Source organism: Corynebacterium sp. HMSC077G07 (genome assembly GCF_001809225.1).
Taxonomy (GTDB): domain Bacteria; phylum Actinomycetota; class Actinomycetes; order Mycobacteriales; family Mycobacteriaceae; genus Corynebacterium; species Corynebacterium jeikeium_D.
In genome coordinates this window covers 20,631-34,086 of sequence record NZ_KV796532.1, presented here as the reverse complement: position 1 = coordinate 34,086, position 13,456 = coordinate 20,631, and the positions used below count along the sequence as shown (strand labels likewise).

Genomic DNA, 13,456 nt, shown 5'->3' with positions numbered 1-13,456 from the left:
CCGGGCGGTAGGGTAGTTGGCATGACTACAGCTAATTCCGATTTTCGCCGTGCCGATGGACGCGCGGTTGATGAAATGCGCAAGGTGACCATCACTCGTGGCTTCACCGACAATCCGGCCGGTTCTGTGCTGGTTACTTTCGGTAATACGCGTGTAATGTGCACCGCTTCCGTCGAACAGTCGGTGCCACGATTCAAGCGTGACTCCGGCGAGGGCTGGTTGACCGCTGAGTACTCCATGCTGCCGGCCTCTACCCACGAGCGCATGCCCCGCGAGTCAATGCGCGGCAAGGTCAAGGGTCGCACTCACGAGATTTCCCGTCTGATCGGTCGCTCCTTGCGAGCTGCTATCGACTTGAAGGAACTCGGTGAGAACACCATCAACATCGACTGTGATGTTCTGCAGGCGGATGGTGGTACTCGAACCGCTTCCATCACCGGTGCGTACGTCGCGCTGGCTGATGCCCTGACCTACCTGCATGCAGTGGGCGCTGTTCCGGGCACCCCGCTGAAGGCACCAGTCGCAGCTGTTTCGGTTGGCATTATTGACGGCCGTGTCTGTCTAGATCTGCCTTACGAGGAGGACTCCCGCGCTGAGGTCGACCTCAACGTGGTGATGACCGCAGAGGGCAAGTTCGTCGAAATCCAGGGCACTGGCGAGGAAGGCACCTTCGACCGCGATCAGCTGAATGACATGCTCGACTCGGCGGAAAAGGGCCTGCGTGAGCTCGTTGCCCTGCAGCAGGAAGTTCTGCGTGCGCCGTACCCGGGTGAGCTGCCGTGAAGCTCCTCGTCGCTACCCGAAATTCTAAAAAACTAGTCGAGCTCGACCGCATCCTGCGTGCGGCGGGTATTGATTCGGTGGAACTTCTTTCGCTTAGCGACGTCCCGGAGTACCCAGAGCGCCCCGAAACCGGTCGCACTTTTGCGGACAACGCCTACATCAAGGCTTTCGATGGTGCGAAACACACCGGCTACGCGTGTTTGGCAGACGATTCGGGGCTCAGCGTCGATGAGCTAAACGGCATGCCGGGTGTGCTCTCGGCGCGCTGGTCGGGCACTCACGGCGACGATGTCGCTAACTACGAGCTGCTGCTCGCCCAGATGGGGGACTGCCCAGATGAGCGTCGTACGGCGTCCTTCCGTACCGCCTGCGCGTTGGTCGTCCCCGGTGCCAAGGAGGTGCCGTCCGCGCTTGCCGACGGCGGTTTCCCAGCGGTCCTCGATGAAGCCGGTAATCTGCTGCTGGTTGTAGAGGGCCGCTGGCCTGGCGCCATTCTGCGCGAGCCTGTTGGGGACAATGGGTTCGGCTACGATCCGGTGTTCGCGCCCGCAGTTGGGGAGGGCAACGAAGCTGAGGGGGCCTTGTCTGCGGCACAAATGAGCGCCGAAGACAAGGACGCTTTTAGCCACAGGGGGCGTGCACTGCGTGCCTTGACTCCGGCGCTGAAAATTCTGGCTGAGGTTGAGGCTAAGGGGTAGCCCTGGGGCGAGCCCTCGGGCTGCCGAGAGCCCGCTACTTCAGCTGGAAAGCGGTCTCGACTTCCTCACGGCGCTTCTTCTCGACAAAGAAGGAGAGGAACGGGACCACGCCACCGAGCGCGGTGATGATCCACTTTGCTGGTTCCCAGCGGGCTTTGGTGCCCAGGTTTACGGTGGCAATGAGGAATGCCATGTAGCCGAAGCCGTGAATCTGGGCGGTGTAGAAGAACCACCGCGGCGCGTCGGCGGAGTTGTCGAGGATGAGGTACTTGTAAATCATCTCGGCACACAGCAAGAGCAGCATCACACCCGTGAAATAGGCGGTGACGGAGAAGTACGTCAGTGCCTTCCTTACGCGCTCTTGACGATCTGGATTGATGTTGGTCACTAAAAGTCCTTTTCTCGAATAAGCAGTTATCGCCTAGGCGTTGGTGCCAGAATCCGTCGATTGTGTCTCATCCACACGCTGCACCTTTCGCGAGCCATCCGGGTTGGTCGGCAGGAATTCGTCTGGAATTTCCGTCATGACATCGTCTTTAGCCTCAAATGCGGCCTCGCTATTGCCGCTCAGGCGTTCGCGTTCGTACTCCATGTACTTGCGGTAGGCCCAAATAAAGAACAGGCCGAAAGCTGGCCACTGCAGTGCGTAGCCCAGGTTTTGGAATGAGCTGGTTGTGTTCCACCTGCTGAGCTGCCAGTAGGCGAGTACAAGAGTGGCGCCGACTGCAAGAGCCAAGAAGATTAGTTGCACCACGCGGGTACGAGTGGGAATCTTCGCTGGCTTGTCAGTGGTATTGGGATGCTGTGAAGTGGACACATAACCACCATAGCTAGTCCGTGACCTGCCAAGCTAGCGCGCTCGCTGGATAAGGCAGGGGATGGGACATTAGGAATTCAGCTAGGACATTAGGAAATCTGCGGCAAACCCGTTAAAGTGTGTACAGTCCAAATGAGCTGTGAAAGTTCGTTGCGCCTGTAGGTGGCTTATCAGTAGTCCATGCTTACGGGGACTGTACGTAACTGTCACGGATTCGCGACGGGCGCCTGTGGCGGAATTGGCAGACGCGCTGGATTTAGGTTCCAGTGCCTTAGGGCGTGGGAGTTCAAGTCTCCCCAGGCGCACACATAAATACCCCGTGACTATGCAGGTCACGGGGTATCTTCGTTCTCCACCCCGTCAGATTTTCCGCCCTCATTAGGCCGCGTGCCCAAAATCTGGCCCATTTCCCGCCCGAAGCTATTCCAAGGTCGCTAATCTCCCGTGCACGGTGTAGAACCATGACTATGAAAATTGTTGTCTGCGTCGTTTATCCCCGCTACCCAGATAACACTGAACCTCTCGGCGGGTTCGTCGAGTCTGAAGAAACCGCCCTCGCGATTGACAACTGGTGGCGCGCACAACCCGGCGACATGATTGGCACCTGGGAAGACTTCGAAGTCGAGGTTGAAAGCCGCGACCAGCTCCTCTACGGAGTGTTTAGTGGTACCCCCACTCTTGAAATCACCGATAGCAATTTCTGGGACCCCATCTGTCACGGGGTGTACACCGACCGCAAGGTGGCTGAACACGCGGCAAAACCCAAGACAATGTGGGAGGCCAACAACTGCCCGCCAAAGTTCGTGCTCCCCTTCCGTCTGGGCTGGAAATTTGACCGGTATTTCCCCGATGGAAAACCCTGGCCGCCAGACCAGTTGTAGACCTGCGACAGTCCTGCCTCTTTTAGCGGGAACGCAAGACGGGGCAGTCGCACAGCGCGCGTGAGTGCCATTCTGGGAAACCTTTGTTCGCTCATTCCACTGCGTAGGGCAATCGAATCTGTCGATACAATGACGCTGATCGAATCGTATCTTGAATCGTAAGGTGGAAGCAGGGAGGCAACATGAGCATCTCGATGCATCTGGATGAGTACATGGCGCGTCGTGGCATAGTTCCCGACGACACTGTGGTCAACGATGATCCCTGCGCAATCTTCGACGGCAAGGTCGAGCGCGATGGTAAGTCGCAGCAGGATCTTGAAGAGTCAGAGCGGCGCTTAGAAGAAGCGGAGTCCACAATTCTGGATATGCTAGGCGATTAATCGAGGAAAGATTGAGCGTTCTCGGCGCCCATTGACACGCATTCCGGGTGTGATGTTCATCACCGATTGGGCATAAATTGGCTCGGTCTTCCGCGTTTTATTTTCCACCGCCGGCGCTGCCAGGGTGGTGAAGCGCAAGCAACTTTTCGACAGGGGAACACTGTTTCCTACCTGCGAAGTTCTTGCGCTTTCGAAGCGTTGTACTCGCTGATTTCGCAGCCGTGTTCGGCCTCTCGTTTTGGGGTTGCAAATTATCTTCGCGTTGATGGCGCCGCGAAACTGCGCGAGAAAAACATGATGGATTCCTCATGATTTATGGCATAGTGTCCTGGCAAGGATTTGGAAACAAAAGATGTTTTCATTTCGTACTCCACAAGACAAGGACCTCAGCCACGTGAAATACGAAAAACTCGCCACTTTGCAGACCAATGTCGTAACTGCTCCAGACCTGGGTACTTTTGCAGTCACTTTCGCCGGTCAATCGCAACCATGGCTGGACACTCTCTCCAGCGTCATGGCCAGTGGCAACTCAAAGAAACTACGGGAAGTTTTCACTCGCGCTGAGGAACTGCTCGCACCGCTTGACGACGATCTCATCGGCCAGCTTCCCGCAGGTTTCGACCCCTTCGGCTGGGCAATCTCACTCGTTACAGACGAGCCATTTACCGGAGATACAACCAACCCTGCGGTCAGCGTCCCGGGCATCGTCTTGGCACAGTTGGGCATTGTCGAGTTGCTGGAAAAGCAGGGAATTAATATCACCGAAGCGGTAGCGGTAACCGGTCATTCGCAAGGTGTTCTTGCCGCTGAGATTGTCGCTCGCCCAGAGAAGGCAGCAGAGCTTCTGGCGCTAGCTCGCCTCATCGGTGTGGCGTGTGCGCGCGGAAGCCGAGTAGCCGGATTTGGGCGCGCGCCGATGATGAGTATCTCTGGCCTGACGGTCGAGGAGTTGGAGCCTTTCCTCCCCCAGGGCTGTGTCATCGGTCTGAAGAATACGCAGACTACCAGCGTAGTTATCGGCAAGCAGGATGAACTAGACCAGCTGGCAGAGCAGCTCACAACGCAGCAGCCGAAGGGTCGGAAAGTCGAATGTACAGTTCTGCCAGTTAGTGGCGCATTCCATCACCCAGCGCTGGTACCTGCTGTGGCATGGGTAGTGGAGCGAGCTGAGCGCATTGGGCTAGATGCGGAAACGGCGGACCGGCTTGCGCGTGCAATCTTGGTTGACCCCAGTGACTGGAGCGCCGAGGTACGGGGGCTCATCGACCAAGGAGCAACCACCATTTTGGATTTGGGGCCGAACACAGGCGTCGTCAAGCTGACAGAACGTAACGCTGAAGGCTATGGCGTGGCGGTGATTCCTGCGGCGACAGCTGCGGGTAGGGGCGTCCTGTCTGAGAGCGACATTGAGCATCCGACATCGTGGCTGGAGTTTGCGCCGCGTCTGGTCACTGGAGACAAGCCCCGTGTCGAGACGAAGTTCACCAAGTTGACCGGGCGCTCGCCAATTCTGCTCGGCGGTATGACCCCGACAACCGTTGACCCTGAGATCGTGGCGGCTGCTGCGAATGCGGGGTTCTGGGCGGAGCTGGCCGGTGGCGGCCAAGTCACGCCGGAAATCTTCGAGGCTAATGTGGCGCGACTCTCCGATCTGCTCGAGGAGGGGCGCAGTGCACAGTTCAACACCATGTTTTTGGATCCGTACCTGTGGGGTTTGCACATTGGAAGCCGCCGTTTGCTCCCGCGCGCAGTGGCAGCGGGGCGACCGATTGATGGAGTCACCATCTCCGCGGGAATCCCCGAGGTGGACGAGGCAGTTGAGCTAGTAAAGCAGCTGCGTGAGGGCGGGATTCCGCATATCTCCTTCAAACCGGGCACAATCGCACAAATCGAGTCGGTGCTCGAAATTGCAGACACCTTGGCGCAGCAGGGCACACCGTATCCAATCATCATGCAGGTTGAAGGTGGGCGTGCCGGCGGCCACCATTCCTGGGAAGACCTCGATGACCTGCTAATTAACACCTACGCAAAGATCCGCAAGCGAGATGTGGTGCTTGCTGTTGGCGGCGGTATCGGCAAGCCAGAACAGGCCCGTGATTATCTGATGGGCACGTGGTCGACACAGTACGGATTGGCGCCGATGCCGGTCGATGCTGTCATCATCGGCACAGCTGCGATGGCAGCCAAGGAGTCGACCGCCTCTGAGTCCGTGAAACAGATGCTGGTCGACACCGTCGGCACTGACAACTGGATCCCCGCTGGTAGCGCCATGGATGGCATGGCGTCGGGACGCAGCCAGTTGGGCGCTGATATCCACGAAATTGATAACGCCGCAGCACGCGCAGGCAGATTGCTTGACGAAGTCGCAGGTGACCTCACTAAGGTCACCGAACGACGCGCAGAGATCATCGAGGCAATTAACGCCACCGCGAAGCCGTACTTCGGGGATGTCGTCACCATGACGTATGCCGAGGTGCTGAATCGCTATCTCGAATTGTGTGCGCCCGAAGGGACGTTCCTCGATCCAACGTGGTCGACGCGCTTTGTCGCACTCGTCGATCGCGTAGAGGCACGATTGAATGCAGTCGACGCGGGCACGTTTGACGCGCTTGCCGACGGCGACAGCTTGCGCACTCAGCCGCAGAATGAAATCTCGCGACTATCCGGCCTGCTGGATCTGGATACCCAGCTCCACCCAGCAGATGTCACCTTCTTTATCTCTGAGCTCTGCCGCACACCTGGCAAACCTGTGCCATTCGTTCCGGTTATCGATGATGAGGTTCGTCGCTGGTGGCGATCGGACTCCCTATGGCAGGCGCATGACTCTCGCTACGATGCGGATCAAGTCTGCATCATCCCAGGGCCGCAGGCTGTTTCGGGCATTACCCGCGCGAATGAGCCAGTAGCGGAGATTCTGGGGCGGTTTGAAAAAGCTACTGCACAGGCATTGATGGATATCGGCTACCTGCCGGAGGCACCTGTTGACGCCCTCAGCCGGATGCTCGCAGCACCTGTGATTTGGTGGGCTGGTCGACAGCAGCCGAATCCGGCGCTGGCACTTGGCGCGGAACATGAGTGGGTATGTGTATCTGACGCAAGTGATGTCTCTCGTTCACAACGCCTGGAGCACCCAGGTACTGGTGCCATTTTGGAGACCATTGGAGTTGATGGCAGCAATGATGAGGGCGGGGAGGAGCTCGTCTGGGCACAGCTGACCGTTCCGCTGCCCGATGCTGCGGGGGAGAATACGCAACTGCGAATTCGCCTGTGCCAGAGTGCAGCGGTGGGCGCAGTGCCCGTCGTCAAGCATGAGGATGCGGCAGCCGCGATGCGGGAGCTGACGCGAATCGCGGCTGGCGGTGAGCTTGCAAACATCGTCGATGGGGTCGCGGAGTGGGAATCCGAGTGGGATCCGATGGCGATGGCTGACTACGATGCGGTCACTATTGCAGCTGCCGGCGATGAGTCGCAGGCGACGGTGCCGGACGCGTTGGTCGGGCATGCTTGGCCAGCGATTTTTGCGGCAGTCGCGCAGGCGCGTACTGAGACCGGCATTGATGTTGTTGAGGGCATGCTCGCGCTTGTTCACCTTGAGCATCACATTCGTATGATTGGGGCTCTGCCGCAGGAAACCACAACGTTGCGGATTAGCGCGCGTGTCGATGAGGTCGTTGATACGGACTTAGGGCGACTAGTTGTGGTGCGCGCGGAGGTTCGTGATGGCGATACGCTGCTCGCCACCTTGAGCGAACGGTTTGCCATTCGTGGCCGAAACGGCGGCGAGACAGCACGGACCAATACTGTGCCATTTCCAACGGTCACGGACACGCCACGGAGTTTCCGCGGTGCGTTGACCGTGGAAGCGCCTAAGGCGATGGAGCCATTTAGCTGTGTCACAGGCGATCGCAATCCTATCCACGTCGATTCCCGCGCGGCAGCGCTAGCTGGTCTACCAGGGGTTATTGTCCATGGAATGTGGCTGTCTGCAATGGCCGAGCATGCGGCTGTTGCCACGTCGGATGCCGGCATTGGCAATCGGGTGATTGAGTTCACGGCTACTATGCTGAGTCCGGTTCTACCTGGTCAGGAAGTGAAATTCTCTGTCGAACGCCGTGGTTTTGATGACCGTCCAGGCGCCGGTGAAGTCCGTGAAGTCACGGCCACAGTAGAGGGCGAGCTGGTACTGACTGCCACTGCTGTAATTGCCGCACCGACGACTGCATATGTCTTCCCTGGCCAGGGAATTCAATCACAGGGGATGGGGCTGTCTGCCCGGACTCGCAGCGTAGCGGCCCGCCGCGTGTGGGACCAGGCGGATGCGATGACCCGAGAGAAGCTTGGCTTTTCCGTACTGGCTATTGTTCGGGACAACCCGGTAGAGGTGGTTGTGGGTGGTGTGCGCTATTTCCACCCAGAAGGTGTCCTGAATCTGACTCAGTTCACCCAGGTTGCGATGGCGACGTTGGGGCTGGCGCAGGTTGCGGAGCTCCGTGAAGCAGGGCTGCTGGATGAAACAGCTCACTTTGCGGGACACTCTGTCGGTGAGTACAACGCGCTGGCGGCTTTCGCTGGTGCGCTTGACGCAGATGCCGCGTTGGAGGTTGTCTACCGCCGCGGTTTGACCATGCATGAACTGGTCGAACGTGATGAGCAGGGGAGGTCCAACTATGGTTTGTGCGCCCTGCGTCCGGACAAGATCGGCGTACGCGAGGACGAGGTCACTGAGTTTGTTAATCGGTTGTCGCAGGAAACCGGTGAGTTCCTCGAAGTCGTAAATCTCAACCTGGCAGGCAAGCAGTACGCCGTCGCCGGCACCGTCGCGGGTCTTGCGGCACTGGCTGAACAGTGCGAGCGCCGCAGCTCGGACGGCAAGGGATACGTGCGTATCCCAGGTATTGATGTGCCATTCCACTCCAGTGTCCTACGCGACGGTGTGGATTCCTTCCGTAAACACTTGGAGCGGCTGCTGCCAGCGGAAATCACTCCAGAGCGCCTGGTGGGACGCTATATCCCGAATCTCACCGCGACCTCTTTTGAGCTGACTGAGAAGTTCGTCCGCCAGATGGCTGCAGTCGTCGACTCAGACATTTTGGAACAAATCCTTGCCGACTTTGATACTGCCGCTGAAAACCCGGCGCGCCTGGCCCGCATGTTGCTGGTCGAGTTACTGGCCTGGCAATTCTGCTCACCGGTGAGGTGGATCGAAACGCAGGATCTGCTGCTTGAGGATCTCGGCGTCAGCCGCATTATTGAAGTTGGTGTAGGTACAGCGCCCACACTGGCAAACCTGGCTGCCCGCACCTGCCAGTTGCCCCGTCACCGAAGCCGTGACATTCGAGTACTCAATCTCGAACGTGATGCTGATGCAGTGTTTATGCGCGACCAAATTCAGCCGGAAAAGACTGAGCTCGAGTCGGAGGTGACACCGGAGCAGGACACGGCGCAGGCTCTATCTGGAGCAGCGGGAGAAACAGGAGCAGCAGGAGCAGCGGAGCCGGCAGTATCTGTCGACCAACTCGCGGCGACCGAACAGGCAACCACGATCACGAGTGCTGCCACTCCGGCTGCCGAAGTTGCTGATATCGCAGTCAGCCCGGCAGAAGCGTTGGAAGTTCTTATTTGCCAATGGACGAAGGTACGTCCCGACCAGCTCGGTGCCGCCGACTCCATTGAGACTCTGGTCGATGGAGTCTCATCTCGACGCAATCAACTGCTGCTCGATCTCGGAGTCGAATTCGACCTCGGTTCAATCGAAGGGGCCGCAGATGCGGAACTGGCTGATCTAAAGGACAAGATTGATAGCTTGGCCAGTGGATATTCCGCATTCGGCCCGATTCTCTCCGAAGCCATTGCCGACGGTATTCGCCGGATTACCGGTCCTGCCGGTGCAGGCGCGAATTACATCGATGACTATGTGGCCGATGAATGGCAGCTCGGCAAGGGGTGGGCAACCGCAGTTAGCGCCGAGATCATGCTCGGTACTCGCGAGGGCGCATCCCTGCGCGGTGGTGATCTTGCGCATCTGGCGCCGGCCGCCCCAACCAGTACTGCTGAACTCAACCAGCTGATCGATGAAGCAATCCTCGCGGTCGCCTCGCAACGAGGTGTATCTGTCGCTAAGCCGTCGGCAAGCGACAGTAGTGCTGGGATGGTCGACTCGGCTGCACTCACTGAGTTTGCAGATAAACTGACTGGTCAACGAGGAATTCTTGCCACCGCTGCACGCACGATTCTGGAGCAACTCGGCCACGAAATTACCGGTGCCATTGACTTCGATGCCGAAGACGCCGACAGCAACCTGGTAAATCTCGTCACTGCTGAACTCGGTGCGGACTGGCCGAAGCTGGTCACCCCGACGTTTACGCCCACCAAGGCAGTGCTTCTCGACGACCGCTGGGCCACCTCCCGCGATGACCTAGCACGCCTCTGGGCAGCCACTGATGAAGACGTGGCTGACACCGCGCCGGGCAGTATCCACGAAACCGCAGTCGAGCAGGCACAGTGGTGGGCTGCCAAGGCAGACGAGGCAGGGCGGGCACAGTTGGCGAGTATCTACCGACAGCTGTCGGATGAGGCCATCACGAATGTGGATGAACTGCCGATGAATGCCGACATCGCTGTTGTTACCGGTGCATCGCCAAATTCGATTGGCTCCGCCGTAACTGCACAGTTGTTGTCTCAGGGCGCAACCGTTGTTGTCACTACCTCACGCCTGGGACATGAGCGCCTGAGCTTCTACAAGCAGCTCTACCGTATGCATGCGCAGGGCGAGGCGAAGCTGTGGGTGGTACCGGCGAACCTGTCCAGCTTCCAGGACCTGGATTCCCTTATCGACTGGATCGGAACCGAGCAGACTACGACGATTGGTGCGGAAGTGGTTGTGACCAAGCCCGCGCTGTCACCGACGCTGCTATTCCCGTTCGCGGCGCCTACGGTCTCAGGTTCGCTTGCCGACGCCGGTCCTGCGTCCGAGACCCAAATGCGTCTGCTTCTGTGGTCGGTGGAACGACTCATCGCAGGGATATCAGCACTTGGCGGGGACAATAATCTGGACCATCGTTTGCATGTGGTGCTGCCGGGTTCACCGAACCGTGGTCGCTTCGGCGGTGATGGTGCCTATGGTGAAGCCAAGGCCGCACTCGATGCAGTGGTGGCGCGCTGGAATGTGGAGGACGCTTGGCGCACCCGCGCCACTCTGGCTCATGCACAGATTGGTTGGGTTCGAGGCACCAACCTGATGGGTGGAAACGATCCGCTGGTTGCTGCAGTGGAAACAAAGGGAGTTCGCACCTTCTCCACCGAAGAAATGGCAGCTGAACTCATTGAGCTCGCGAGCTCGGAGGCTCGGAAGAAGGCACAAACCCGCCCGATTCAGGCCGATCTCACCGGCGGATTGGGTGACGTCGACCTCAACATTGCGCAATTGGCGCAGGAGGCTGCGCAGGCGGCTGGCCCAACAGCTCAAAGCTCCGAGGTCGCTAGCGGGGCGCGTTCGCAGGAGCCGTCGTCAAGCCGTGTTCTGAGCGGTCTGCCAAGCCCACGCCGACCAATTGCGCAGACAACACCGACCTTTGGTGACATCGCAGCGGCTCCGGAGGACATGGTGGTCATTGTGGGCGCCGGTGAGCTTGGGCCGTACGGTTCTTCCCGGACGCGCTTTGAGGCTGAAGTCGATGATATTTCTGCAGCAGGAATTGTGGAATTAGCCTGGTCAATGGGGCTGATTTCCTATGAGGGTGGCTGGCGCGATGCCGACGGGCAACCGTTGGCAGAAAGCGACATTGCTACGCGCTACCGCGATGAAGTACTGGCGCGAGTTGGTGTGCGTCGTTACGCCGATGATGGCGATTTGGTTGACAATACGATGACTGAGCTGACCACGGTCTACCTGGATCGTGCGTTGAGCTTTGCTGTGCGTGACCGCGCGGCAGCGGAGGCTTTTGTCAGTTCCAACCCGGACAACACCACTGCGAGCTTCGATGCCGAGACAGGGCAGTGGCTTGTGACACGGGCCGCTGGCACGCCAGTTCAGGTTCCACGCCGAATGGCGATGAGCCGCTATGTTGGCGGTCAAATTCCGCAGGGCTTTGACCCGGCACGCTACGGTATTCCGGCAGACATGATGGACAATCTGGACCGCGTGAGCTTGTGGAACATTGTCTGTACTGTCGATGCCTTCTTGTCATCGGGCTTCAGCCCAGCGCAGCTGCTGGAAGCGGTCAACCCGGCGCGAGTGTCGTCGACACAGGGCACAGGTATTGGTGCGATGGAGTCGCTGCGCAGTCTTTACATCGACGGTCTGCTGGGGCAACCGCGAGCCAATGACGTCCTGCAAGAGGCATTGCCAAATGTTATTGCCGCCCACGTTATGCAGTCGTATGTCGGTGGCTACGGGCAGATGATTCACCCTGTGGCAGCCTGTGCGACGGCAGCGGTGTCGGTGGAGGAGGGCGTCGACAAGATTGCCCTGGGTAAGGCAGATTTTGTTGTCGCGGGTGGCTTTGATGACCTATCCACAGAGGGAATCACAGGTTTCGGCGACATGGCCGCCACAGCTGACTCCGCCACCATGGAAAACAAAGGCATCGAGCATGAGTACTTCTCCAGGCCGAACGATCGTCGACGCGGAGGTTTTGTGGAATCGCAAGGCGGTGGCACGGTGCTGTTGGCTCGCGGAGACATCGCCCGTGACATGGGGCTCCCCGTGCTCGGTGTCGTCGCATACGCCCAGTCCTTCGCCGACGGCGCGCACACATCCATTCCGGCGCCGGGTTTGGGCGCGCTAGCGGCCGCTCAGGGCGGCGAGAAGTCTCGGTTGGCTCGCGCCCTTGCAGCACTCGATGTCACTGCGGATCAGGTCGCGGTGTTGTCCAAGCACGACACCTCGACCAATGCCAACGACCCAAATGAGTCCGAACTGCATGAACGCATTGCAGATGAACTCGGTCGCGAGCGCTCTAACCCGCTGTTGGTGGTCTCTCAGAAATCGCTGACGGGACACGCTAAGGGTGGTGCTGCAGCGTTCCAGATCATTGGTCTGACCCAGGTGTTGCGCAGCGGCATTGTGCCAGGTAATCGATCGCTGGACTGCGTCGATCCCGCATTGGCTGCGCATTCGCGTCTGGTATGGCCAACGAAGGCAGTCAATTTCGGCAATACGTTGCCGCTGAAGGCTGGCTTTGTTACCTCGCTCGGGTTCGGACATGTCTCGGCACTGGTGGCAGTCGTGCATCCGGAAGCTTTCTACCAAGCGATAGTGCAGCACGATGGCGCTGAGGCTGCGGAGCGTTGGCGGTCCGCGGCGTACAACCGCGAAGCGGCTGGTCTGCGTCGCATTGATGAGGCTATTTACGGTGGAGAAGCCCTCTACGAGCGTCCACGCGAGCGAAACCTGGCGGACGGTGGTCGGTTCGGTTCACCCGCTGCATTGGAAAAGGCAGTTCTGCTTTCCGACGGCGCCCGTCTGATCGATGGTGTCCTCCAGCCATGATTGGCGTAGACCTCGTCTATATTCCGGGCTTCGAAGAGCAGCTGAATATGCCAGGAAGTCAGTTCGCGCAGGCTGTTTTCACACCTGCGGAGCTACTGGTAGCTAGGCGCCGCGGAGCAGTCGGCGGCGCGCTGGCGCGTCACTTAGCGGGCCGCTGGGCTGCGAAGGAAGCCTTCATCAAGGCCTGGTCGCAGACCCTCTTCGGCAGCCAACCGCCGATTGCGCGCGATCAGCTGGACTGGCGGGAAATAGAGGTGCAGCCGGATGCCTACGGTCGCGTGAGCATCAGTCTCCACGGTGCTGTGAGCCGCCATTTCCACGATCAGGAGTGGCAGCTGGGGCCGTCGTTAAGCATCTCGCACGACGGCGACTACGCAATCGCCGTCGTACGCCTGGACTAGTCCGGC

Annotated in this window: 8 protein-coding genes and 1 tRNA gene; 7 read left to right on the top strand and 2 right to left on the bottom strand. The window is 59.1% G+C overall.

All coding sequences use genetic code 11. The features are described from left to right. Positions 1-21: 21 nt before the first annotated feature. The gene (gene rph, locus HMPREF2562_RS04615; RefSeq protein ID WP_016422266.1) at positions 22-783 is read left to right on the top strand and encodes a ribonuclease PH; all 762 of its coding nucleotides are present in this window, start codon (positions 22-24) and stop codon (positions 781-783) included. Then, positions 780-1,481: a non-canonical purine NTP pyrophosphatase gene (locus tag HMPREF2562_RS04610; protein WP_049172870.1), complete on the top strand. Its 702-nt coding sequence runs from the start codon at positions 780-782 to the stop codon at positions 1,479-1,481. Before rph ends, HMPREF2562_RS04610 begins: the two co-directional genes overlap by 4 nt. Before the next feature lie 34 nt (positions 1,482-1,515). Here HMPREF2562_RS04610 and HMPREF2562_RS04605 read toward each other — a convergent pair whose 3' ends face one another. Both HMPREF2562_RS04605 and HMPREF2562_RS04600 read right to left on the bottom strand, forming a co-directional pair. Further along, positions 1,516-1,869 carry a DUF3817 domain-containing protein gene (locus HMPREF2562_RS04605; RefSeq protein WP_005511118.1) on the bottom strand — a complete coding sequence of 118 codons (354 nt, stop codon included), beginning with the start codon at positions 1,867-1,869 and terminating at the stop codon, positions 1,516-1,518. A gap of 33 nt (positions 1,870-1,902) precedes the next feature. After that, positions 1,903-2,298: a hypothetical protein gene (locus HMPREF2562_RS04600; RefSeq protein ID WP_049172873.1), complete on the bottom strand. Its 396-nt coding sequence runs from the start codon at positions 2,296-2,298 to the stop codon at positions 1,903-1,905. A 223-nt stretch (positions 2,299-2,521) separates the two neighbouring features. Here HMPREF2562_RS04600 and HMPREF2562_RS04595 point away from each other — a divergent pair. The 5 genes from HMPREF2562_RS04595 (at position 2,522) to HMPREF2562_RS04575 (ending at position 13,450) form a co-directional block, all read left to right on the top strand. Further along, a tRNA-Leu gene (locus HMPREF2562_RS04595) sits at positions 2,522-2,603 on the top strand. A 162-nt stretch (positions 2,604-2,765) separates the two neighbouring features. After that, the gene (locus tag HMPREF2562_RS04590) at positions 2,766-3,179 is read left to right on the top strand and encodes a hypothetical protein (protein WP_224783804.1); all 414 of its coding nucleotides are present in this window, start codon (positions 2,766-2,768) and stop codon (positions 3,177-3,179) included. Between the two features lie 182 nt (positions 3,180-3,361). Beyond that, a complete protein-coding gene (locus HMPREF2562_RS04585) occupies positions 3,362-3,559 on the top strand; it encodes a hypothetical protein (RefSeq protein WP_016422270.1) in 198 nt (65 codons plus the stop codon). A gap of 352 nt (positions 3,560-3,911) precedes the next feature. Continuing rightward, positions 3,912-13,049, top strand: coding sequence for a type I polyketide synthase (locus HMPREF2562_RS04580; RefSeq protein ID WP_246819327.1), 9,138 nt, complete (start codon positions 3,912-3,914; stop codon positions 13,047-13,049). Beyond that, entirely contained in the window at positions 13,046-13,450 is a 405-nt protein-coding gene (locus tag HMPREF2562_RS04575) for a holo-ACP synthase AcpS (RefSeq protein WP_016422272.1), read from the top strand. The genes HMPREF2562_RS04580 and HMPREF2562_RS04575 overlap by 4 nt, the downstream gene beginning before the upstream one ends. Positions 13,451-13,456: the final 6 nt, after the last annotated feature.